Source organism: Streptomyces sp. SAI-170 (genome assembly GCF_049739565.1).
Lineage (GTDB): Bacteria > Actinomycetota > Actinomycetes > Streptomycetales > Streptomycetaceae > Streptomyces.
Genome location: NZ_JBMGQD010000001.1, coordinates 4,239,140 through 4,261,634 on the forward strand (window position 1 = coordinate 4,239,140; position 22,495 = coordinate 4,261,634).

The 22,495-nt window shown below is 71.4% G+C and carries 19 protein-coding genes and 2 tRNA genes; 7 read left to right on the forward strand and 14 right to left on the reverse strand.

Annotated features, from left to right (window positions below; all coding sequences use genetic code 11):
- Positions 1 to 30: 30 nt before the first annotated feature.
- Positions 31 to 285: a cell division protein CrgA gene (crgA, locus tag RKD23_RS18865; RefSeq protein ID WP_404037034.1), complete on the forward strand. Its 255-nt coding sequence runs from the start codon at positions 31 to 33 to the stop codon at positions 283 to 285.
- 269 nt (positions 286 to 554) lie between these two features.
- Here the strand turns inward: crgA and RKD23_RS18870 are convergent, their stop codons facing one another.
- The gene (locus tag RKD23_RS18870; protein WP_424854731.1) at positions 555 to 1,433 is read right to left on the reverse strand and encodes a rhomboid family intramembrane serine protease; all 879 of its coding nucleotides are present in this window, start codon (positions 1,431 to 1,433) and stop codon (positions 555 to 557) included.
- Between the two features lie 134 nt (positions 1,434 to 1,567).
- A complete protein-coding gene (locus RKD23_RS18875) occupies positions 1,568 to 2,092 on the reverse strand; it encodes a peptidylprolyl isomerase (RefSeq protein WP_424854732.1) in 525 nt (174 codons plus the stop codon).
- 271 nt (positions 2,093 to 2,363) lie between these two features.
- Between RKD23_RS18875 and RKD23_RS18880 the strand changes: the two genes are divergently transcribed.
- Positions 2,364 to 3,059, forward strand: a complete 696-nt coding sequence (locus RKD23_RS18880) for a DUF5324 family protein (protein WP_424854733.1) — start codon at positions 2,364 to 2,366, stop codon at positions 3,057 to 3,059.
- Positions 3,060 to 3,138: 79 nt separating this feature from the next.
- Here RKD23_RS18880 and RKD23_RS18885 read toward each other — a convergent pair.
- Positions 3,139 to 3,211: transfer RNA gene (locus RKD23_RS18885), tRNA-Ala, on the reverse strand.
- A gap of 182 nt (positions 3,212 to 3,393) precedes the next feature.
- On the opposite strand from RKD23_RS18885, the gene RKD23_RS18890 reads away from it, so the two are divergent.
- On the forward strand, positions 3,394 to 3,942 hold the full coding sequence (locus RKD23_RS18890) for a helix-turn-helix domain-containing protein (protein ID WP_424854734.1): 549 nt from the start codon (positions 3,394 to 3,396) through the stop codon (positions 3,940 to 3,942).
- A gap of 206 nt (positions 3,943 to 4,148) precedes the next feature.
- Complete coding sequence (locus RKD23_RS18895) at positions 4,149 to 5,654, forward strand: serine/threonine-protein kinase (protein WP_424854735.1); 1,506 nt, start codon at positions 4,149 to 4,151, stop codon at positions 5,652 to 5,654.
- On the opposite strand, the gene RKD23_RS18900 is transcribed toward RKD23_RS18895, so the two are convergent.
- Together RKD23_RS18900 and RKD23_RS18905 are read right to left on the reverse strand one after the other, a co-directional pair.
- Complete coding sequence (locus RKD23_RS18900) at positions 5,618 to 7,075, reverse strand: hypothetical protein (protein ID WP_424854736.1); 1,458 nt, start codon at positions 7,073 to 7,075, stop codon at positions 5,618 to 5,620. The two genes, RKD23_RS18895 and RKD23_RS18900, sit on opposite strands and share 37 nt — an antisense overlap.
- A gap of 102 nt (positions 7,076 to 7,177) precedes the next feature.
- Entirely contained in the window at positions 7,178 to 7,306 is a 129-nt protein-coding gene (locus RKD23_RS18905; protein ID WP_003999697.1) for a DLW-39 family protein, read from the reverse strand.
- A 338-nt stretch (positions 7,307 to 7,644) separates the two neighbouring features.
- Here RKD23_RS18905 and RKD23_RS18910 point away from each other — a divergent pair, with 338 nt between their 5' ends.
- From RKD23_RS18910 to RKD23_RS18920, 3 genes are all read left to right on the forward strand, one after another.
- Complete coding sequence (locus tag RKD23_RS18910; protein WP_424854737.1) at positions 7,645 to 8,064, forward strand: DUF6344 domain-containing protein; 420 nt, start codon at positions 7,645 to 7,647, stop codon at positions 8,062 to 8,064.
- 117 nt (positions 8,065 to 8,181) lie between these two features.
- Positions 8,182 to 8,790: a UTRA domain-containing protein gene (locus tag RKD23_RS18915; RefSeq protein ID WP_424854738.1), complete on the forward strand. Its 609-nt coding sequence runs from the start codon at positions 8,182 to 8,184 to the stop codon at positions 8,788 to 8,790.
- Positions 8,791 to 8,797: 7 nt separating this feature from the next.
- On the forward strand, positions 8,798 to 9,547 hold the full coding sequence (locus RKD23_RS18920) for a glycosyltransferase family 2 protein (protein ID WP_424854739.1): 750 nt from the start codon (positions 8,798 to 8,800) through the stop codon (positions 9,545 to 9,547).
- Between the two features lie 16 nt (positions 9,548 to 9,563).
- Here RKD23_RS18920 and RKD23_RS18925 read toward each other — a convergent pair whose 3' ends face one another.
- From RKD23_RS18925 to recF, 9 genes are all read right to left on the reverse strand, one after another.
- Positions 9,564 to 9,752, reverse strand: a complete 189-nt coding sequence (locus RKD23_RS18925) for a ferredoxin (RefSeq protein ID WP_424854740.1) — start codon at positions 9,750 to 9,752, stop codon at positions 9,564 to 9,566.
- A gap of 23 nt (positions 9,753 to 9,775) precedes the next feature.
- Positions 9,776 to 10,261 (reverse strand): hypothetical protein, encoded by a 486-nt coding sequence (locus tag RKD23_RS18930; RefSeq protein WP_424854741.1) that lies wholly within the window; start codon positions 10,259 to 10,261, stop codon positions 9,776 to 9,778.
- A gap of 191 nt (positions 10,262 to 10,452) precedes the next feature.
- Entirely contained in the window at positions 10,453 to 14,493 is a 4,041-nt protein-coding gene (locus tag RKD23_RS18935) for an AAA family ATPase (RefSeq protein WP_424854742.1), read from the reverse strand.
- 347 nt (positions 14,494 to 14,840) lie between these two features.
- Positions 14,841 to 14,914 (reverse strand) — tRNA-Ile (locus tag RKD23_RS18940).
- Positions 14,915 to 15,014: 100 nt separating this feature from the next.
- Complete coding sequence (locus tag RKD23_RS18945; protein WP_404037003.1) at positions 15,015 to 15,686, reverse strand: DUF3566 domain-containing protein; 672 nt, start codon at positions 15,684 to 15,686, stop codon at positions 15,015 to 15,017.
- 18 nt (positions 15,687 to 15,704) lie between these two features.
- Positions 15,705 to 18,299, reverse strand: a complete 2,595-nt coding sequence (gyrA, locus tag RKD23_RS18950; protein WP_424854743.1) for a DNA gyrase subunit A — start codon at positions 18,297 to 18,299, stop codon at positions 15,705 to 15,707.
- A gap of 42 nt (positions 18,300 to 18,341) precedes the next feature.
- Complete coding sequence (gyrB, locus tag RKD23_RS18955) at positions 18,342 to 20,414, reverse strand: DNA topoisomerase (ATP-hydrolyzing) subunit B (RefSeq protein ID WP_404036997.1); 2,073 nt, start codon at positions 20,412 to 20,414, stop codon at positions 18,342 to 18,344.
- A gap of 428 nt (positions 20,415 to 20,842) precedes the next feature.
- Complete coding sequence (locus RKD23_RS18960; RefSeq protein ID WP_424854744.1) at positions 20,843 to 21,373, reverse strand: DUF721 domain-containing protein; 531 nt, start codon at positions 21,371 to 21,373, stop codon at positions 20,843 to 20,845.
- Positions 21,370 to 22,491 (reverse strand): DNA replication/repair protein RecF, encoded by a 1,122-nt coding sequence (gene recF / locus RKD23_RS18965; protein WP_424854745.1) that lies wholly within the window; start codon positions 22,489 to 22,491, stop codon positions 21,370 to 21,372. The genes RKD23_RS18960 and recF overlap by 4 nt, the downstream gene beginning before the upstream one ends.
- Positions 22,492 to 22,495: the final 4 nt, after the last annotated feature.

Here is a 22,495-nt window from a genome sequence, read left to right on the forward strand (position 1 = left end):
CCACGCAGCGCATCGACAGGAGAGACCCTCGTGCCGAAGTCACGTATCCGCAAGAAGGCCGACTACACGCCGCCGCCCGCCAAGCAGGCACAGGCCATCAAGCTCACCAACCGCGCATGGGTCGCGCCGGTCATGCTGGCCATGTTCCTCATCGGCCTCGCCTGGATCGTCGTCTTCTATGTGACCGACGGATCGCTGCCGCTCGACAGCCTCGACAACTGGAACATCGTCGTCGGCTTCGGGTTCATCGCGGCCGGATTCGGCGTCTCGACGCAGTGGAAGTAACGGCGTCCGGCCGCTGAACACAGCTCTGCCCAGGGCTATCCACTGAGTTATCCACAGCTACTTTCCACATGCTGGGGAAAAGAAAAGACGATCTGTGGATAACCCCTCGGCGGTTGACGCCGGTGTGACGGAACGACCGGCCGGAGCCTCCACTCGAAAACCTGTTCGCCCCCTGCCTGACCTGCGGAAACGCGAGTCGGTGGCAGGGGGCACAGTTGTTCGCGCACACTGTGCACAAGCTTGGCGACAGGGTGTGGACAACAGGCCGCTCAGGTGAGCTGGACCGTCCTCAACAGGGTGGCGACGACGAGCACGACCGCGACCAGCGCACAGGCCCCGTACTGCACCAGCGCGCGCCGCTCACGCGGGGCGTGGACCATGGCGTACGCGATCGCCGTACCGGCCACCAGGCCGCCGATGTGGGCCTGCCAGGAGATGTTGGTCCCCGGGCTGAAGGTGAAGACCAGGTTGATCGCCAGCAGCACCAGCACCGGACGCATGTCGTAGTTCTGGCGGCGCAGCAGCACGGCGAAGGCACCGAACAGGCCGAAGACGGCGCCGGAGGCCCCGAGCGTGGCGGTGGCCGGGTCCGTCAGCAGATAGGCGAGGGTGCTGCCGGCCAGGCCGGAGAGCAGATAGAGCGTGAGATAGCGGGCCCTGCCGAGCGCGGCCTCCACCTGACTGCCCAGCAGCCACAGGTTGAGCAGGTTGAAGCCGATGTGCCAGAACTCCTGGTGGGTGAACGTCGAGGTCAGCAGCCGGTACCACTCGCCCTCCGCGACACCTTCCGTCGCGGTCCAGGGCGCGGGCGGCCAGGCGCCGATCAGCACGAGATCGTTCAGGAGGGATTCCCGCAGGTTCACGGCGATGAACACCGCGAGGTTGATCCCGATCAGGATCTTGGTGATCAGCCGGGTGTCGCCGACGACGGTCGCGCCCGCGATGGTGCGGGGCGCGGTGGCGCGGGCCACCGGTCCGCTGCCGTCGGTGGCGCCCCGGACGCACTCCGGGCACTGGAAGCCCACCGAGGCGCTGATCATGCACTCGGGGCAGATGGGGCGCTCGCAGCGGGTGCAGCGCACGCCGGTCTCGCGGTCCGGGTGGCGGTAGCACACGGGGACCTGCTGTGCGTCCGGCACCTGCTGCATGCGCGTCACCCCGTCCTCGTAGACATCTGCGGAGGCGATTCGTGGACGAAAAGCCCCGCTCATCCCTACGGACGAGCGGGGCGATTGGTTCCCGGCGGAAGAAGACAGGCGAAGCCGGTCGGCGCCGGGGCCGGTCAGCGCTTCTCGACGACGACCGACTCGATGACGACGTCCTGCACCGGGCGGTCGTTGCGGGCGGTGTCGGTGGTCGCGATGGAGTCGACGACCTTCTGGCTCGCCGCGTCGGTGACCTCGCCGAAGATGGTGTGCCGGCGGTTCAGGTGCGGCGTCGGGGAGACGGTGATGAAGAACTGCGAGCCGTTGGTGCCCGGGCCGGCGTTGGCCATGGCCAGCAGGTAGGGCTTGTTGAAGGAGAGCTCGGGGTGGAACTCGTCCTCGAACTCGTAGCCGGGGCCGCCGACGCCGTTGCCCAGCGGGTCGCCGCCCTGGATCATGAAGCCCCTGATGACCCGGTGGAAGACCGTGCCGTTGTAGAGCGGGTCCGACGTCTTCGCACCGGTCTCGGGGTTCGTCCACTCCCGCTGTCCCTGCGCGAGTTCGACGAAGTTCCTGACCGTCTTCGGAGCGTGGTTCGGGAACAGTCGGACCACGATGTCGCCGCGGTTGGTCTTGAGGGTGGCGTAGAGCTGCTCGGCCACGGTGTGCCTTCCGTTGTCTTCCTGTGATCCCCCCGATCCTCGCACGCCGGGCACCCTGCGTCGTACGGCGTGGGTCTTGCGTCGTCCGGTGCGGGTGTTGCCCAGCGCGGCCGGGCAATCCGTGGCATTGTCGACGACAAGCCCTGTTGCTCCCCGTTCATCCGCTGGAACCCGAATGCCCGCCCCCGCATGCCACGAGGGGTCCCGGTAGGCATGATCCGTAAAAGGGTGGAAAGTCGAAATACCGTACGCCACCGAGGAGGAGGATCCCGTGACCCGCATCGACAGCGTGCGCGCCGCGACCGGCTCGGCGAAGGACAGCGTGCTGCACGCCGCGGAAGTGGTGGCGCCCTACGCCGACACCGCCAAGGAAAGGGCCGCACAGTACGCGCAGGAGGCGCGCCTACGGCTCGCGCCCAAGGTCTCCCAGGCCGCCGGACAGGCACGTGTGCAGTACGCGTCCCATGTCGCGCCGCTGCTGGCCGAGGCAAGGACGCATGTGCCGCCCAAGGTCGACCACGCAGCGCAGGAGGCCGCCGCACGCACGCGTGTCGCCGCGCGGCAGGCCGCCGAGTACTCCAGGCCGATGATCGAGCAGGCCGTGGCCGCGGCCGGGCCCGCCAAGGACGAGGCCGCGGCGCGCGGTGCCGCGGCGCTGGCCGCCCTGCGCGGTCAGGTCACGCCGGAGGAGATCCGCAAGCTGGTCCGCAAGCACGAGAGGCGGTCCCGCGCGGGGCGTGCCGTGAAGTTCCTGGCGATCTTCGGCATGGTCGCCGGCGGCGCCTTCGCCGCGTGGAAGTGGTGGGACAAGCAGGCCAACCCCGACTGGCTGGTCGAGCCTCCCGCCGCCACCGAGGTTCCCGAGCCGACGCCGCTGACCTCCGTCGACGGCAGCGGCTCCCTCGACCCGGAGGTCCAGGCCAAGGAGGCCGAGGAGGAGGCCGCGCACCGCGACGATCAGCGCTGAGCGCGGCGGCGGTCCCCCAGGCACCACGAAAAAATGCCCTCCGAACTGCGTTTCCGCAGTTCGGAGGGCATTTTGCGAGTGGAGCCTAGGGGAGTCGAACCCCTGACATCTGCCATGCAAAGACAGCGCTCTACCAACTGAGCTAAGGCCCCGCGACAAGCGTCCCGCCGAAAGTACCTCGCACCGGCGGGCGCCGCAGACCAGAGTACCGGGTCACCCGGGGGATCTCGCAAAAAGATTGGGGCTCCCTGCGGCCGACCACTCTCCGTAAGATGCTCGGCGTGGTTCGCTACAGCGAACCGCGGTTTGTTTGGGGAAGCGATGGGGAGACGCAATGGACGCCGCACAGCAGGAAGCCACCGCGAGAGCGCGGGAACTGCAGCGGAACTGGTACGGGGAGCCGCTGGGGGCGCTCTTCCGTAAGCTCATCGACGATCTTGGCCTCAACCAGGCTCGTCTCGCGGGGGTACTGGGACTGTCGGCACCGATGCTGTCGCAGCTGATGAGTGGTCAGCGGGCGAAGATCGGCAACCCTGCCGTGGTCCAGCGCGTGCAGCTGCTCCAGGAGCTGGCCGCGCAGGTCGCCGACGGCAGCGTGAGCGCCGCCGAGGCCACCGAGCGCATGGACGAGATCAAGAAGTCGCAGGGGGGCTCCGTGCTGAGCAACGTGACGCAGACGACGAACACTTCGGGTGCCCCGACCGTCAAGCGGGTCGTCCGCGAGATCCAGTCGCTGCTGCGCTCCGTCGCCGCCGCCGGTGACATCATCGACGCCGCCGACACCCTCGCCCCCACGCACCCGGAACTCGCCGAGTTCCTCCGCGTCTACGGCGCCGGCCGCACCTCCGACGCCGTCGCCCACTACCAGGCCCACCAGAGCTGACCGCCCGGCCCGGCCGACCGAGGGGGTTCGGCGGCCGGGCCCGGCTTCGACCACCCCGTGCACGACACCGACCACCCCGGGCACGGTCCCGACCACCCCGGGCACGTGCCGTGGGAGTACTGACGAGTTACCGGGGGAGTAAAGGGGAGCGAGGGACTCGGGGCCGGGCCGGGCATCGGCCGCAGGGGGAGGAGCAACGCACAGCGATGGGTGAGGTGTTCGCCGGCCGGTACGAACTGGTCGACCCGATCGGACGCGGCGGCGTCGGCGCCGTCTGGCGCGCCTGGGACCACCGCCGCCGGCGCTATGTGGCGGCCAAGGTCCTCCAGCAACGCGACGCCCACTCACTGCTGCGCTTCGTCCGCGAACAGGCGCTGCGGATCGACCACCCCCATGTCCTCGCGCCCGCCAGCTGGGCCGCCGACGACGACCAGGTCCTGTTCACCATGGACCTCGTCGCAGGCGGTTCGCTGGTCCACCTCGTCGGCGACTACGGCCCTCTGCCGCCCGCCTTCGTCGCCACGCTCCTGGATCAACTCCTGTCCGGCCTCGCCGCCGTGCACGCCGAAGGCGTGGTGCACCGCGACATCAAGCCCGCCAACCTGCTGTTGGAGGCAACCGGCACGGGGCGCCCCCGGCTGCGCCTGTCCGACTTCGGCATCGCCATGCGGCTGGGCGAGCCGCGTCTGACGGAGACCAACCTCGTGGTGGGCACGCCCGGCTATCTCGCGCCCGAGCAACTGCTCGGCTCGGAACCGGACTTCCCCGCCGACCTGTTCGCCGTCGGGCTGGTCGCGCTGTATCTGCTGGAGGGCGCCAAGCCTGACGCCAAGGCGCTCGTCGAGTACTTCACGGCGCATGGCACACCGAGTGCGCCCAAGGGCATCCCCGAGCCGCTGTGGCAGATCGTGGCGACCCTGCTGCAGCCCGATCCGCAGGCCCGTTTCCGTACGGCCACAGGGGCGCGCAAGGCACTCGCCGCCGCGGTGGAGCTGCTGCCGGAGCCTGGGCCGGACGACGAGTTGATCGAGATCTTCGACCAACTCGGGCCGCTGCCGCCGGGGTTCGGACCCGACGGACCGCTGAAGCGGGCGCCCGGAGTGAAGGAGTCTTCGGGGGAGGGCACCGGCGCGTCTCAGGGCACCGGCTCCCCCGGCTCGTCCCTGTCCTCGGGCCCCCAGGCCGGCCAGGCCCGTCAGGCCCGCCAGGTCCCCGAGGCTCCCCAGATCTCCATGTCGGACACGGGCAGTTTCCCGCTGCCGCCGCCCCTCCCGTCCGGTTCCCAGCCGCAATCCCCGTCCGGCGGAAGACACCCCCGCGTGCAACCAGCCCACGGGCAGCCCCACAGACAGCCCCAGGTACCGCCCCAGACGCCGCCCCACGATCCAGCAGACACCGAGGATCGCCGGCCACAGGCTCCCCTGGCCCCGCCACAGCCCCACCTCGCGCCGTCGCCCTACGCACCCGCCCACGTCCCGTACTCCCCCCAGCCGCGTATCGATGCCTCTACTGCTTCGTACACCGCTCGGGACCCGCAGGTTCCCACCCCCGCGCAGGAAATCCGGCAGCCGGTGCTCCCGGCCCGGACCGAAGGACGCCAGCACCGCCGGCGTCGGCGCCGCCCGGGACCGCCCGCCAAGGTGACCGTCCCGGTCCTGCTGCTGGCCCTGGCCTGCTACGCCGTGGGCTTCTGGGCGCTCACCCGCCTGTGACGACCGGGCATTCGATCAGCAGCCCCTCCCTCGGACACACCTACCCGGCCCGTCTCCGTGCCACCGCGGTCCACACGCCGAGGCCCGCCACCAGCACGCTTCCGCCACCGATGCCGCCCACCGCCAGCGCCCGCAGCGTGGCCTCGTCCTTCACGCCCCCATGGGAGATCCCCGCGCCCGGCAGCGAGGCCGAGCCGCCGGCCACGTCGAAGATCCCCCCGCGGCAGGGGCTCCCCCGCGTACCCGGGTCCGGAGCGGGCCTGCCCCGAGACGCGCAGGCGCAGGGTCAGCCCCAGCGGCCCGTCGCCGAAGCGCTCCGCCACCTGGGCCGAGAGATGGACGGCGAGGTAGTACGACCCGGCGAACCGCATGCCGCTGACCCGGTCGGCGACGGCGAACCGGTTCTCGTGGCCGACCGGCGGCAGCGGATCCAGGTCGGCGGACTGCTGCCGCCCGTAATAGCCGGTGCTCGTGTCCTCGACCGGACCGCGCGCCGGGTTGTAGAGGGTGAGGTCCAGCGCCCCGGCGGTCGCTCCGGACCGGCCGGGCGAGCTGCCCAGCTCGGCGGTGACGTACACCTGCCGGCCCCAGCCCAGCGGCACCTCGTAGTACAGCGTCTGCCCCGGCCGGATCCCGTCTCGCCAGACTCCGTGCCCGAGGCGGGTGGCCCGCGAGAAGCCGGCGCCGCCGGTGCGGGCGACGGGGTCCCCGGTGAGGTCGGCGGGCGGGGCGGAGTTCCAGCTCTCGGGCGCCTCGGTCGCGCCGGTCCGGGACAGCCCCGGTTCCGAGACGGTGGTCAGCTCCAGGCCCCAGTCCCCCGACGCGAACGCATCCGGGGCAGCGGAGTCGTCCGACGCCCCGGAGCCGCCCGACGCCCCGCCCCTCCCCGTCTCCACCACCGCGTAGTACGTCCCGGCCTCCTGGCAGCGCGACCTCCGTGAGGTCAGCTCCCGCATCCCCCACGCCGTGAGGGGACGCGCACTGCGGACGCTGCCGAAGGTCTCGGTGTCGACGGAGCAGATGCCTCCGTCGACGTCCTGGACGGACACCTTGACTCCGTCCAGGGCGGAGACGGCGGCGCCGGGCGGGGGGACGACGGTGGCGGAGACGTAGGCGTTGGTGGCGGAGTCGAGTTCGAGGCGGTAGTAGGCCTTCGTGCCGTGCGGCAGGGAGCTGCGGTAGATGCCGCCGAGCTCGAGGCGCTCGGCGTCGGTGGTGCTGCTCGCCGCGGGGAGACGCGCTGCGTCCTCGGCGTAGGCGAAGGGGGAGTCGCCCGAGGGGTCGGCAGCCCGCGCGGGCCACGCCCAGAGTGCCGGGACCAGGCTCAGCGCGGTGACCCCGCCCAGCAGGGCCGCGCCCACGCGCGCGTGCCCCCGGGTCCGCGCCCGTCGCCGTACCCCCGCCGTACGTCGCCGCCCCATCGCGCGCCACCCCTCCCGTCGGCCGGGGCCCATCCTGCCGCGCGCCCCGGACACACAAAACCCCGACCGCACATGCGGCCGGGGTCTGTTCGAATCAGGAACTCACGAACCCGTGGGCACGGAGTCAGTCGCCTCCGTCCACAGATCCTGCTCGGCGCGATCCGCCTGGATCTGGCGGTACACGAGGAGCCCGCCGATGGCGGCCAGTGCGACCAGGAGAAGCTTCTTCACCGCGCGACCTCGTCTTTCGTTGACGTAGGGGACCTCTGGCGCCCGACTATACACACCGTCCGATATCGATCGGTGACCTGCGCCGGGCCCTCAACTCCGGCCCCGAGCACCGCAGTAGACGATGGTTCACCACTGTGATCTGAGGGTGATCACACCCCCACGGAACGTGACCATTCGCCCGCCTTCTCCCCTCTCAGGGGTTTTTCAGGGCTCTTGCACCCATCCGTGTGGTGTTCATCTGAAGATCGACGCGCCGGGGGCGTCGGTCCACCACTTCGCGACCCACATACACATCATGAGGAAAGTACGCAAATCGCCCAACCCGAAAGTGAGGGATCATGGCCCGGAACAAGGTCATGCAGCTGTGGACCGCCTTCGTCACCGCCTTCCTCGCGCTGTGCACGGCGCTCGGTCTCGTCACCACCACCGCCGCCACGGCCGCCGCCGCGCCGGTACCGCAGACCGAGCCCGCCCGCAACACCAGCGCCCCGCTCGCCGTGCCGGCCGCGATGTCCCTGTGGGCCTGGTCCCACGCCAAGTCACTGCCGCCCACGATGAAGCAGCGCATCCACGCCGAGGCCCACGGCAAGAGCCCGAGCTGCCGTCACCTGCCCCTGACCGACACCGAGGACGCCACGGCCGCGGAGACCGACTCCTGCGCAGAGGGCACGGAAGGCGCCGACGGAGCCTCCAGGGATCGGGCACCCCACGCAGCTGAGGGAACGAACGCGGCCCGCACCGAGACCCTCAACCGTTGACCAGGCCGGTCCCCCCGAAGCAAGGGCATCCGACAAGCCCTGAGCCACACCACACGCAACACCCCGAGCCCCACCCCTCACCCCACACCCCTGGCCCCCCTCCGTAGGCTGAAGCCGATGAGCAGCAGCCCCGAGCCAACCCCTCCCCGGACCCGCGCCGTGCGTGACAACCGGCGCCACCAGTGGGAGAAGGACCGTGCCCGGCAGCCCCTCGCCAAGAGGGCGAGCACCGGAGCCACCGAGCACGAGACCGGGCTCACCCCCCAGGACCTGATCTTCCACGCCGAGTACGACGATGTGACGGCCTCCGAGGAACTCGCCGAGGCCTTCGGCGTGCCGGAAGGCACGCCCCTGCTGCGCCGCTCCTACCGGACCCGCTGTGCCCGGGAGCAGGCGCCCCTCAGCCTTGTCACGTCGTATTTGCTGCGGGAGACGATCGCCGCCAACCCCGAGCTCCTGGACGTCTCCAGGGAGCCGTGGCCGGGCGGCACGCACCACCAGCTGCACACGGTCGGCATCGAGATCGACCGCATCGAGGAGCGCCTCACCGCCCGCCCGCCGACCGCGCGCGAGGCGGCAGAGCTGTGTCTGCCCGACGGCGCCTGCGTGATCCTGCTCCGCAAGACGTCGTACGACCTCCATGGCCGTGTCGTGGACGTCTCCTATGTGACGCTGCCGGGCGACCGCACGGAGCTGTTGTTCACCACTCCTCTGGAAAGGTGGTGAAGGCGCCGTGCTCCGGCGTATCACCGTCGTCACCGCGGTCCACGCCCCCTCCGCGCCCTTCCTCCGGGACGCCCACGACTCGCTGTGCGCGCAGGAGCTGCCCGAGGGCTGGGACTGGCACTGGCTGATCCAGGAGGACGGCAGCACGGACGCGGTCGCCCACCATGTGCCCGACGACACGCGCGTGACGTTTCGTCAGGGCCGGCCCGGCGGCCCCGGAGTGGCCCGCACCCTGGCGCTGGCGCACGCGGACGGCACGTATGTGAAGGTCCTCGACGCCGACGACCGGCTCACCCCGGGCGCCCTCGCCCGCGACCTGGCCGCGCTGGAGGCGGACCCCACGATCGGCTGGGCCACCTCACGCGTCCTCGACGCGCTGCCGGACGGCTCCACCGTGGGCTTCCCGGGCGACCCGGAGCCCGGCCCGATCGAGCGCGGCACGGTCCTCGCCGCCTGGAAGGCAGCCGACTTCCGCGCCCCGGTCCACCCGGCCAGTCTCTTCGTACGACGGGATCTGCTGCTCGCCCTGGGTGGCTGGATGGCGTTGCCCGCCTCCGAGGACACCGGGCTGCTGCTGGCGCTCGACGCCGTGAGCCGGGGCTGGTTCACCGCGGAGGTCGGGCTGCTCTACCGCAAGTGGGACGGGCAGGTGACCGGGCAGGCGGCCCATGTCGACCCGGTCGAGCGGGCGGCGCGGATGGCCGTAGCGGAGGCACGCGCGCGTGCGTTGACGGACCTGCGCTGGCAGAGGGGCTGACAGCCGAACTCGTACGTCAGCCCTCGATCCGTATCGCCTGCGACGGGCACTTCTCCGCCGCCTCCCGCACCAGCGCGTCCGCCCCTGCGTCCTCGCGGCCCGGCAGGACGGCGCCGAACCCGTCCACGACCGTGAAGACGGACGGCACGCGGTACACGCAGTCGCCGGAGCCGTAGCAGAGGTCCTGATCGATGGACACCTTCATGCGTACTCCTGCCCCAGGGGTCGTCACGAGGGGTGACTGCCCAGCGGCCGCGGTGCCGAACCGGCCGACGTCAGCCAGTGCGCGACCCGCCGCAGGGTGGCCTCGTCGAGCCGGTCGACCAGCGCTTCGACGGCGGTCTGGTCCTCCGCGGTCAGGTCGTACAGGCCCGCCCCGCTCAGGCCCGCCAGGAGCACCTGCTGCCGGCGGTCGCTCATCCGCTCGTCCAGCCGGCTGGGCCCGGAGGCCTTGGCCTGTCGTACAGGAGCGGCCGGGGGCTCCACGGCACCGGTGAACCGCCCCCACTCCCCGTCCTGCGGCCCCCACACCTCCAGCTCCGCCGCCGCGCCGCGCGCCCGCAGGGTCTGGGCCATCTGGCCGGCGGCGTAGAGCACGGGAGCCCGGTACGGCGACTCGGCGGCCACCGTCCAGGAGCCGTCACAGGGCCGGTGGACCATCGCCACCCACCGGGGCGCACCCGGTGGCCGCGGGCTGGAAGGACGCGTCTGCATGGCACACCCCTTCGAAGGACGTACGGCAGGAGGAGCAGCACCCGGACCGTAGCTGACGGTCCGTCAGATGACCAGCGGCGCACACGAAAAGGGCCCGATCGCTGGCGACGGGGGATGCACCAGCGATCGGGCTGACACCAACCCTAACAAGGCTGTCAATGCCCCGGAACAGAGCCTTTCCGGCCGCGGTCTCAGTCGTCCCCGCACGGCGCCGAGTACGACAGCCGCGGCAGGTACTCCCGCCACTTCTCCGGCGTCAGCACCCCGCGCGTGACCCGGCAGATCCGGTCCACCGCCGCGTCGACGTCCAGGTCCCACAGCCGTACGGTGTCCGTGCCGCTGGAGACGCCGAGCATATGGCTGGTGGGGCTGAAGGCCAGGAACGTGCCGGTGCGGGCGTTGGGGCTCATCGACTGCCCGATCGCGGAGGCGTGGGCGGGGTCGGCCACGTCCCACAGCCGGACCGTGTCGTCGTTGCCGCCGCTGGCCAGCCTGCTGCCGTCCCGGCTGAACGTCAGCGACACGATCGCCTCGCTGTGCCCGCGCAGCGCGGACAGCGCGGACGCCCGCAGCGGGTCGGCGATGTCCCACAGCCGGACGGTGTTGTCGTCGCTGCCGGCGGCCAGCGTCCGGCCGTCGGGGCTGAACGCCAGCGCGTTCACCGGCCCCGAGTGCCCGGTCAGGGGCACCCCGAGCCGCTCGGCGCGGCGCGGGTCGGCCACCCGCCACAGCCGGATCGTGCCGTCGGCGCCCCCGCTGGCCAGGGTGTTCCCGTCCGGGCTGAACACCAGCGCGTTCACATAGCCGGTGTGGCCGGTCAGGGACGGCCCGTAGGGGCGCGGGTGCGCCGGGTCCCGCAGGTCCCACAGCCGTACGGAACGGTCGTCGTAGGCGGTCGCGAGCACACGGCCGTCCGGGCTGAACGCGAGCGTGCTGGGCCCGGCGAACCGGGTGCGCAGGGGCAGGGATCTGCCGTAGGGGACGGGGTGGGAGGGGTCGGAGACGTTCCACAGCTGCACCGCGCGGCTGCCGGTGACCACGGCGAGGGTCCGGCCGTCCGGCGAGAACGCCAGGGACTGCGCGTCCCCGTCGGCCGGCAGGAACGGCGTGCCCAGCAGGACGGGCCGGGCAGGGCGCCGGATGTCCCACAGCCGGACGTGCTCGTCGCGCGAGGACGTGGCGAGCACCCGCCCGTCAGGGCGGAACGCGCCGATCCGGCCGACCATGTCGGAGGTCGGGATGGACCACAGCCGTACGAGGCTGTCGCCGCTGCCGGTCGCGAGGGTCCGCCCGTCGGGGCCGAAGCCGACCGCGTACATCTCCCCGCTGCTGCCCGCGAGCGGCTCGCCGACCTGCGAGGGGAAGGCGGGGTTGCGGACGTTCCACAGGCTCGCCGTGGAGTCGGCGCTGCCGGCCGCGAGCATCGTCCCGTCGGGGCTGAACGCCACCGACCACACGGGCCCCGTGTGCCCGGTCAGCGGCGCGCCCAGCGCCCGGCCCCGGCGCGCGTCCCAGAGCTGGACGGTGTCGTCCGAGCTGCCGGAGGCCAGGGTGTGCCCGTCCGGGCTGAAGGCCACCGAGTGCACGGTGCCCCGGTGCCCGGCCAGCGGCCCGCCCATCTGGTGCCAGTCGGCCGTGCTCCACAGCCGTACGGTGTCGTCGTCGCCGCCGGAGGCGAGCACGCGGCCGTCCGGGCTGAACGCGACGGCCCGTACGGCGTCCTCGTGCCCGGTCAGGACGCCCAGGCGGCGCGGGCGGGCGGGGTCCGCCACGTTCCAGAGGCGGACGACGTGTTCCTCTGTGGCGGCGGCCAGCGTACGGCCGTCGGGGCTGAAGGCGAGCAGGTAGACGGTGCCGTCGTCGCCCGTGACGGGCTCGCCCAGCGGGCGCGGATGCGCCGGGTCGGACACGTCCCAGCGGCGGATCGTGCCGTCGTCGGAGGCGCTGGCGAGCGTGCGGCCGTCGGGGCTGAAGACGGCGGTGCTGACCCAGCTGGTGTGCCCGGTCAGCGGCTTGCCCAGCGGCTTGGGACGGGTCGGGTCGGACACGTCCCACAGGCGGACCGTGCGGTCGTAGCTGGCGGTGGCCAGGACCTTGCCGTCGGGGCGGAAGCTGGTGAGGTAGACGGCGCCCTTGTGGCCCGCGAGGGGCGTGGCCAGCGGGGCGTTGACGATCGAGACCAGCCGGTTGCCGGTGCCCTCGTCGCCGGGGCGCAGCCGGTGCGCGACCAGGTCCAGTTGGGCGGACAGCGACGGGTCGGTGTACTGCACCCGGTCCGCCTCGGCCAGGACGTGCTCGAACACCGCGTCGTCGCGCTGCTGCCACGCCACCACGGCCGCGCCGACGGCGACCACCGCGAGGACGAGCAGCGCCGACACCGCGGCCCGGCCGATCCACACCGTGCGCCGGCGCAGCCGGACCGAGGCGGCCAGGAACTCCACCGCGCTGCGGGTCAGCAGGGTGCCCCCGGCCGACTTCGCCCAGCCGTGGGCGTGCTCCAGCCGCGAGCCCCGGTAGAGCAGCGCGGTGTCGCGCCGGGACTCCTCCCAGGCGCGACCGTCCTCCTCCAGGCGCTGGCGCAGCAGGTTGCCGGTGCGGTCCTCGTCGATCCAGTCGCGCAGCCGGGGCCAGGCGTGCAGCAGCGCCTCGTGGGTGATCTCCACCGTCTCGGCGTCCAGCGTCACCAGCCGGGCGCGGACCAGCGCCTCCAGGGACTCCTCGGTCTTGTCCGGGTCGGACGACTCCTGCGCCAACTGGCGCCGGGTGCCGCGGCGGCGCGTGGCCTGGGTGTCCTCGCCGAGCCGGACGAGCCGGAGCAGCAGCAGCCGGGCGGCCGAGCGTGCCGCGGGGTCCAGGCCGGACCAGGCCCGCTCGGCGGTCGCCGCGACCGCGCCCTGGATGCCGCCGGCCGCGCGATAGCCGGCCAGCGTGAGCCGGCCTCCCTTGCGGCGCTGCCAGGTGGCGAGCAGCGCGTGGGACAGCAGCGGCAGCACCCCGGCGTCGTGCGCGCCGCGCGGCCCGTCGGCGCTCACCTCCCGCACGATCAGCTCCGCGAGACCGGGCTCCAGCTCCAGGCCGACCGCCTTGGCGGGACCGGTGACCGCCGCGCGCAGCTCCGCCGTGGTCAGCGGGCCGAGCACCATGTGCCGGTGCTGCAGCGCGTCGGCGAGTTCGGGGTGGCTCAGGCACTGCTCGTAGAAATCGGCCCGGATGCCCAGCACGACCAGCACGGGCGCCGGTTCGCCGGCGGGCCCGGGCGCGGCCGCGGCGTGCAGCATCCGTACGAAGGTGCGCCGCGCCGACTCGTCGGGGCAGAGGGTGAAGGCCTCCTCGAACTGGTCCACGATGACGACGGGCCGTCCGCCCGGGGAAACCTCCCTGCCGGCCCACGCCTTGACGGCCGCTCGGACGGCCTGGGCGAATCCATGGCCGTCGGGGTCGGGTACGGGGCGAGGGCCGAGGACCGCGCGGGGGTCCGGCGACGTCGCGTCGGGGGTGGCGCCCTCACCCACGGGGTCCGTCGTGTCCGGCACGGCCACCGCGGCCAGGTCCGGGATGCACCGGATCAGCTCGGCCGTCGGGTCGGCCCCGGGGACCAGCTGGAGCACCGTACGGGCCCGCTCGGCGTCCTCACGCGCCCGGTCGGCGTCCTCGCGCAGGGCGGGCACCAGACCGGCGCTCAGGAGTGAGGACTTGCCCGCTCCGGAGGCGCCGACCAGCATCACCAGGCCGCCGGTGTCCTCCACCTCACGCAGCTGGGCGACGAGGGCGTCCGTGCTGCGCTCGCGGCCGAAGAACCAGCGGGCGTCCTGCTGTCGGTAGGAGGCGAGCCCGCGATAGGGGCAGACCCCCAAGGCGGGCTGCTGCTGCTCCGGCTCCTCCCCCGGCTCGGCCGGGCCGGCCACCGCGCTCTCCCACAGCCGCTGCCACTGCGCCAGCTCGTACAGACCCGGCGACACCGGGGTGGGCCTCAGGCGGCGCGCCTGGGGTATCAGCACGTGCAGCACGGCCGCGAGCGCGGCGAACTGGGCCGGGACGTTCCGGGCGCGCCGCCAGTCGCTGATGCGCTGCGCGGAGACCCGTACGGGCCGCCCCCGTTCGTCGACCCGCTGCAGCCGTGTCACGGCCTCGGACACCCGCTTCAGCGGCGGGTTGCCGGCCTCCCGGTACAGCAGCGCAAGACGTTCGGCGAGGGCTGTGCGCGGCCCTGAGTCGGCACTCAAGGTGTCCACCCCTTGCTTCCCTCCGCACTTGGACGTCCGGACCGGAAAACTCACTTTATACGGCTGACCTGCGGCAAAGCCCAGCTCCGGACACCGGATGCTCCTCCCGGCAGGCCTCACCAGGCAGGATCAAGCTGCGGTCGCGCACGCGCCGACCAGGCCCGAGGGCGTCCGCTCGATCCACGCCGACAGGATCGACCCGAACCCACCGTCCGGCACCGGTCCCCGCGAGGGGAGGGACCGGTGCCGGACGAGGGGAACCGGCCCGTCGAACCCGTCCGCCGCCCCGCCCACCGTAAGGCCGCACAAACGCCGATCGGGCGCCTCCCGTAGGGGAGACGCCCGATCTTTTGCTGTGGGGCTAACAGGATTTGAACCTGTGGCCTCATCCTTATCAGGGATGCGCTCTAACCAACTGAGCTATAGCCCCGCCGCGCTCTGCGGTGTGTGTCCCGCGCGCTGACTCCTGAAGATTAGCGCACGACAGGCGCAGTCCCAAAATCGGTTACCCGCGCCCACTCACCGGCAGCTCACTCGTCCTCGGCGAGCGTCAGCTCCACACCGCCCACGAAGCCCGCGGACAGGTTGTAGATGAACGCGCCCAGCGTGGCCAGCGCCGTCGCCAGGACGACGTCGATGACCGCGATGATCGTCGTGAACAGCAGGACGTTCGGCAGCGAAAGGAACGACTGCAGGTCGAAGCCGTTGGACTCGTTCGACCCGGTCGCCTCCGAGATGGTGCCGCCGACCGTGGAGAAGACGCCCATGGCGTCCATGACCATCCACAGCACCGCCGCGGCGACGATGGTGCAGATGCCGAGCGCGATGGAGAGCAGGAAGCTGACCTTCATCACCGACCACGGGTCGGCCTTGGCCACCCGCAGGCGCGCCTTGCGCACCCGCGGCGTGGTCCGCGCGCCGGTGCGCGGCTTGCGCATGGCCCCGGCGGTCCCGCCCTGGGTCTGGTAGGCCTGCGGCGGGTGGTAGGGCCCGGCCGGCTGCTGCGGCTGCCGCTCGCCGGGCAGCGGTGAAGCAGCCTGCTGGGTGTCCGTCACAGTTCCCCCCTGGGATCCATGAGTGCCGTACGAGGAAGTGTGTCCGCCACTGGTGGCGTGCGCGGCGGAGCCACGGCCGCCGCCGTCCGTTCCGGCAGAGGTGCCGGTCGACGTACCGGACGATCCGGCGCCCGTGGCTCCACTCACGTGACTCACTCCTCGTGCCTACTCGGCCGAGGGCGCCTCACCCTCGTCCGTGCCGGTGACCGCGGCGCCTTCGGCGGTCTCGTCGACGGCCACGTCGCCGTCGACCTCCTCCGCCTCGCGCCCCGCCTCGGCGTTGCGTGCGATGCCGACCACGGCATCGCGCTTGCCCAGATTGATCAGTTGGACGCCCATGGTGTCACGGCCCGTCTCCCTGACCTCGTTGACTCGCGTACGAATCACACCGCCGCCGAGCGTGATGGCGAGGATCTCGTCCGTCTCCTCGACCACCAGCGCGCCGACGAGCGAACCGCGGTCCTCCACGATCTTGGCGGCCTTGATACCGAGGCCGCCGCGACCCTGGACGCGGTACTCGTCGACAGCGGTGCGCTTCGCGTACCCGCCGTCTGTGGCAGTGAACACGAACGTACCCGGTCGAACAACATTCATCGAGAGCAGCTCGTCGCCCTCGCGGAAACTCATGCCCTTCACACCGGAGGTGGCGCGGCCCATGGGGCGCAGGGCGTCGTCCGTGGCCGTGAACCTGATGGACTGCGCCTTCCTGCTGATGAGCAGCAGGTCGTCCTCGGCGGAGACCAGCTCGGCGCCGATCAGCTCGTCGTCGCTGCCGTCCTCGCGCTCGCGGAGGTTGATGGCGATGACGCCGCCCGCGCGCGGGGAGTCGTAGTCCTTCAGCGAGGTCTTCTTCACCAGGCCCGCCTTGGTGGCGAGGACCAGGTAGGGCGCGGCCTCGTAGTCGCGGATCGCGAGGATCTCGGCGATCGCCTCGTCCGGCTGGAAGGCCAGCAGGTTGGCGACGTGCTGACCGCGCGCGTCGCGGCCGGCGTCGGGCAGCTCGTAGGCCTTGGCGCGGTAGACGCGGCCCTTGTTGGTGAAGAACAGCAGCCAGTGGTGGGTGGTGGAGACGAAGAAGTGGTCGACGATGTCGTCTTCCTTCAGCTTCGTGCCGCGCACGCCCTTGCCGCCGCGCTTCTGGGCGCGGTAGTCGACCGTCTTGGTGCGCTTGACGTAGCCGCCGCGCGTGACGGTGACGACGATGTCCTCCTCGGCGATGAGGTCCTCGATGGACATGTCACCGTCGTAGGGGATCAGCTGGGTCTTGCGGTCGTCGCCGTACTTCTCGACGATCGCGGCGAGCTCCGCGCTGACGATGCCGCGCTGGCGGACCGGGGAGGCCAGGATCTCGTTGTACTCGGTGATCTTCGCCTGGAGTTCGTCGTGCTCCTGGACGATCTTCTGCCGCTCCAGGGCCGCGAGGCGGCGGAGCTGCATCTCCAGGATCGCGTTGGCCTGGATCTCGTCGATCTCCAGGAGGTCCATCAGGCCGGTGCGGGCGATGTCGACGGTCTCGCTGCGCCGGATCAGCGCGATGACCTCGTCGATGGCGTCCAGGGCCTTCAGCAGACCGCGCAGGATGTGCGCGCGCTCCTCGGCCTTGCGCAGCCTGAAGCGCGTACGGCGGACGATGACCTCGATCTGGTGCTGCACCCAGTGGCGGATGAAGGCGTCCAGGGAGAGGGTGCGCGGCACGCCGTCGACCAGGGCCAGCATGTTGGCGCCGAAGTTGGTCTGCAGGTCGGTGTGCTTGTAGAGGTTGTTCAGCACGACCTTGGCGACCGCGTCCCGCTTGAGGACGATCACCAGGCGCTGGCCGGTGCGGGAGGAGGTCTCGTCGCGGACGTCGGCGATGCCGCCGATCTTGCCGTCCTTGACGAGGTCGGCGATCTTCTGCGCGAGGTTGTCCGGGTTGACCTGGTAGGGCAGCTCGGTGACCACCAGGCACTGGCGGTTCTGGATCTCCTCGACCTCGACGACCGCGCGCATGGTGATCGAGCCACGGCCGGTGCGGTAGGCCTCCTCGATGCCCTTGCGGCCCACGACCAGCGCGCCGGTCGGGAAGTCCGGGCCCTTGATGCGCTCGATGAGCGCGTCGAGCAGCTCCTCGTGGCTGGCCTCGGGGTTCTCCAGGTACCACTGGGCGCCGGAGGCCACCTCGCGCAGGTTGTGCGGCGGGATGTTGGTCGCCATGCCGACCGCGATACCTGCGGAGCCGTTGATCAGCAGGTTCGGGAAGCGGGCCGGCAGGACGGTCGGCTCCTGGGAGCGGCCGTCGTAGTTGTCCGTGAAGTCGACGGTCTCCTCGTCGATGTCGCGGACCATCTCCATCGACAGCGGCGCCAGCTTGCACTCGGTGTAGCGCATCGCCGCCGCCGGGTCGTTGCCCGGGGAGCCGAAGTTGCCGTTGGAGTCCACCAGCGGCATCCGCATCGACCACGGCTGGGCGAGGCGGACCAGGGCGTCGTAGATCGACGAGTCGCCGTGGGGGTGGTAGTTGCCCATGACGTCGCCGACGACACGGGCGCACTTGTAGAAGCCGCGCTCGGGGCGGTAGCCGCCGTCGTACATGGCGTACAGCACGCGGCGGTGGACGGGCTTGAGACCGTCCCGGACGTCGGGCAGCGCACGGGACACGATGACGGACATCGCGTAGTCCAGATACGAGCGCTGCATCTCCGTCTCGAGCCCGACGGGCTCGACGCGCATCGCGACTTCGCCGCCCTCTTCAGGGGTGACGGGAGTGTTCTCGTCGGCCATTGCTGGTGAAGATCCTTCCTGGTGCGGTCAGCTGAGACCGACTCAGATGTCGAGGAAGCGGACGTCCTTGGCGTTGCGCTGGATGAACTGGCGGCGTGCCTCGACGTCCTCGCCCATCAGGACCGAGAACAGGTCGTCGGCCTGGGCGGCGTCGTCGAGGGTGACCTGGCCCAGGACGCGGTGCTCCTGGTCCATGGTGGTCACGCGCAGCTCCTCGGCGTTCATCTCGCCGAGACCCTTGAAGCGCTGGATCGAGTCCTCGCGCACGCGCTTGCCGCGCTGGCGGCCCATCTCGATCAGGGCGTCGCGCTCGCGGTCCGAGTAGGCGTACTCGATGTCGTCCCGGCCCCACTTGATCTTGTAGAGCGGCGGACGGGAGAGGTACACGTGCCCGGCCTCGACCAGCGGCCGCATGAAGCGGAACAGGAAGGTCAGCAGCAGGGTGGAGATGTGCTGGCCGTCGACGTCGGCGTCCGCCATCAGGATGATCTTGTGATAGCGGAGCTTCTCGATGTCGAAGTCCTCGTGCACGCCCGTGCCGAAGGCGGAGATCAGCGCCTGGATCTCCTGGTTCTGCAGGATCTTGTCGATCCTGGCCTTCTCGACGTTGAGGATCTTGCCGCGGATCGGGAGGATCGCCTGGTACTCGGGGTTGCGGCCGGACTTGGCCGAACCGCCGGCGGAGTCACCCTCGACGATGAAGATCTCGCACTTGGTGGGGTCGTTCGACTGGCAGTCGGACAGCTTGCCCGGCAGGGACGCCGACTCCAGCAGGCCCTTGCGGCGGGTCAGGTCGCGCGCCTTGCGGGCCGCCACGCGCGCGGTGGCCGCCTGGATGCCCTTGCGGACGATGTCCGCCGCCTCGACCGGGTTGCGGTCCAGCCAGTCGCTGAGGTGCTCGTAGACGGCCTTCTGCACGAAGGTCTTCGCCTCGGTGTTGCCCAGCTTGGTCTTGGTCTGGCCCTCGAACTGGGGCTCGCTCAGCTTCACCGAGATGATCGCCGTCAGACCCTCGCGGATGTCGTCGCCCGTGAGGTTGTCGTCCTTCTCGCGCAGCAGCTTCTTGTCGCGCGCGTACTTGTTGATCAGGCTGGTGAGCGCCGCGCGGAAGCCCTCTTCGTGGGTGCCGCCCTCGTGCGTGTGGATGATGTTGGCGAACGAGTACACGCCCTCGCTGTAGCCGGTGTTCCACTGCATGGCGACCTCGAGGGACAGGCTCTTGTCCTTGTCCTCGCCCTCCAGGTCGATCACCGTCGGGTGCACCATGTCGCCCTTGCGGGAGTTCAGGTACTTCACGAAGTCGACGATGCCGCCGTCGTAGCGGTACGTGACCGTCTTGGCCTCGTCCAGCTCGTCGGCGCCCGCCTCGTCCGCGCCCGCCGTGGCCTTGGCCGACTCGCGCTCGTCGGTGAGCCGGATGGTCAGGCCCTTGTTGAGGAACGCCATCTCCTGGAAACGCCGGGAGAGCGTCTCGAAGGAGTACTCGGTGGTCTCGAAGATGTCCGGGTCCGCCCAGAACGTCACCGAGGTACCGGTCTCCTCGATGGCCTCGTGCTGGGCCAGCGGGGCGGTCGGGACGCCCATCTTGTAGTCCTGCGTCCAGCGGTGACCGTCGGTCCTGACCTCGACGGACACCTTCGACGACAGGGCGTTCACCACGGAGACGCCGACGCCGTGCAGACCGCCGGAGACGGCGTAGCCGCCGCCGCCGAACTTGCCGCCCGCGTGCAGCACCGTCAGCACGACCTCGACGGCCGGCTTGCCCTCGGAGGGGACGATGCCGACCGGGATGCCACGGCCGTTGTCGACGACCCGGACGCCGCCGTCGGCGAGGATCGTGACGTCGATGGTGTCCGCGTGCCCGGCCAGCGCCTCGTCGACGGAGTTGTCGACGACCTCGTACACCAGGTGGTGCAGTCCTCGCTCGCCGGTCGAGCCGATGTACATGCCCGGGCGCTTGCGGACCGCGTCCAGACCCTCGAGGACGGTGATGGCACTGGCGTCGTACGACGACACCGCTGAGGCCTCAGCGGCTGCGGCCGGGGCCTCGGTGGACGGGATGTTCTCGTTGGGGTTGCCGGAATCGGCCACGAAGCGCCCTTTCTGGCACAGCACGAGCCGAGCTCGTCGGCGATTGCCGGAGCGGCTGCGGCATGTTGCGTGGGTAAGCCTTGATCAGCGTTGCTCAGCTTCTCCCGGGCGTCCCCGCGTCGCGGGGCGGGATTGTCTTCCAGTCTACCGGTAGCACTGACACTGATGGGGGTTTGCCGGTACCTGAGTCCGCATGTGCCGCCCTGAACCTGCCTCGGCCGACTCCCGATATGCGGATGGGGGCTCCAAGAGGCTCACAGCGCCACCTAGCGCTTCCGGTCGTCAACCCTTCGCTACTCCCGGGTCAGGTGGCGATTCGCACCCGCGTGCGGTTGTACGACAAAGGGCGGGAGCCTGTGGAAAAGGCAGGCAAACGGGAGCACCGATGTGAGGTCGCTCACTTCCGTGCCCTGCAGGGCCTGTCGGCCGCTCGATGCTCTTCAGGGGGCCTGTCAGCCGTAGGTGTCGCCGGGACCCGAGCTGCCCGGCGCGCGCAGCGGCCCGTAGCGGCGGGGCGCGGTGCCGGGACCCATGACCTTCAGCAGGCGCACCGCACCGTGCCCGAGGTCCTCGTTCAGCCGGGCGACGAGGGTGGGCGCGAGAAGCCGCAGGTTCGTCGCCCACGCGGTCGAGTCGCAGCGCACCACGAGCACCCGCTCGTCCTCGTCGTACCGGTCGGGCACACAGTGCTTGGCCACGTCGTCGCCGACGATCTCCGGCCAGCGCCCCATCACCCCGCCGACCGCCGCCGGCGTCTCCCAGCCACGGTCGCTGAGCAGCCGGTTGATGGCCGCGCCGAGTGCCATCGGGTCCCGCCCGTCGGCGCGCGCGCCGGAGCGCAGTCCGCCGCCCCGCCGCGCCTGCTTCCTCTGCTGGGCCGCGTCCCCACGCGCGCGTGCCGCCTCCTTCGCCGCCCGCAGCGCCACCCGCGCGAGATCGACTCCGGAGGGCTCGGCGCCCTTCTTCGGCTCCTGTGCGCTCATACGCGTTCCACCGTCCCACCGGACACCGCGTACCGCGCGCCGGCCAGCACATGCGGTACGTCGTCGTCGACCGCGGCCGTCACCAGCACCTGCTCACCCGGCGCCACCAGCTCCGCCAGCCGCTCCCGGCGCCGCGCGTCCAGCTCCGCGAACACGTCGTCGAGGATCAGCACCGGCTCGTTGCCCTCGGCGCGCAGCAGGTCGTAGGACGCGAGCCGCAGCGCCAGCGCGTACGACCAGGACTCGCCGTGGGAGGCGTATCCCTTGGCGGGCAGCTGACCGAGTTTGAGAACCAGATCGTCTCGGTGGGGGCCTACGAGGGTGACGCCCCGGTCGACCTCCTGCTTACGGGCGTCCGCGAGCGCCGCCATCAGCTGGGCGTAGAGATCCTCGCGCGTGTGCGCCTCGCCGGGCGCCGACGGCTTGTACTCCAGCGCGACGGGCCCGCCCCCGGGCGCCAGCTGCTCGTACGCCTTGTCGGCCAGCGGCTGGATCGCCGCGATCAGATCGAGCCGCTGCGCCAGCAGCTCGGCACCCGCGCGCGCGAGGTGCTGGTCCCATACGTCCAGCGTGGACAGGTCCATCGAGCGCCCGCCGTGCCTGCGCGCGAGCGCGGCCGTCTTCAGCAGGGTGTTGCGCTGCTTGAGCACCCGCTCGTAGTCGGAGCGCACCCCGGCCATGCGCGGGGAGCGGGCGGTGATCAGCTCGTCCAGGAAGCGCCGCCGCTCACCGGGATCGCCCTTGACCAGCGCGAGATCCTCCGGCGCGAACAGCACCGTCCGTACGATGCCCAGCACGTCACGCGGTCTGACCTGCGAGGACCTGTTGATGCGGGCGCGGTTGGATTTGCCCGGGTTCAGCTCCAGCTCGACCAGCTGCTGCCGCTCGCCCTGCCGGATCTGGGCGCGGATCACCGCGCGGTCGGCGCCCATGCGGACCAGGGGCGCGTCGGAGGAGACGCGGTGGCTGCCGAGGGTGGCGAGATAGCCGACGGCCTCGACGAGGTTGGTCTTGCCCTGGCCGTTGGGGCCGACGAAGGCGGTGACACCCGGGTCGAGCGGAACCTCGACCCGGGCGTAGGAGCGGAAGTCGGCCAGCGACAGATGCGTCACGTGCATGTCG

Coding starts and splice junctions, on each gene's coding strand:
- RKD23_RS18910 (WP_424854737.1), top strand. CDS start 7,645: ATGGCCCGGAACAAGGTCATGCAGCTGTGGACCGCCTTCGTCACCGCC.
- RKD23_RS18900 (WP_424854736.1), bottom strand. CDS start 7,075: ATGGGGCGGCGACGTACGGCGGGGGTACGGCGACGGGCGCGGACCCGG.
- RKD23_RS18925 (WP_424854740.1), bottom strand. CDS start 9,752: ATGAAGGTGTCCATCGATCAGGACCTCTGCTACGGCTCCGGCGACTGC.
- RKD23_RS18895 (WP_424854735.1), top strand. CDS start 4,149: ATGGGTGAGGTGTTCGCCGGCCGGTACGAACTGGTCGACCCGATCGGA.
- RKD23_RS18890 (WP_424854734.1), top strand. CDS start 3,394: ATGGACGCCGCACAGCAGGAAGCCACCGCGAGAGCGCGGGAACTGCAG.
- gyrA (WP_424854743.1), bottom strand. CDS start 18,299: ATGGCCGACGAGAACACTCCCGTCACCCCTGAAGAGGGCGGCGAAGTC.
- RKD23_RS18870 (WP_424854731.1), bottom strand. CDS start 1,433: ATGCAGCAGGTGCCGGACGCACAGCAGGTCCCCGTGTGCTACCGCCAC.
- RKD23_RS18960 (WP_424854744.1), bottom strand. CDS start 21,373: ATGAGCGCACAGGAGCCGAAGAAGGGCGCCGAGCCCTCCGGAGTCGAT.
- RKD23_RS18930 (WP_424854741.1), bottom strand. CDS start 10,261: ATGCAGACGCGTCCTTCCAGCCCGCGGCCACCGGGTGCGCCCCGGTGG.
- RKD23_RS18915 (WP_424854738.1), top strand. CDS start 8,182: ATGAGCAGCAGCCCCGAGCCAACCCCTCCCCGGACCCGCGCCGTGCGT.
- recF (WP_424854745.1), bottom strand. CDS start 22,491: ATGCACGTGACGCATCTGTCGCTGGCCGACTTCCGCTCCTACGCCCGG.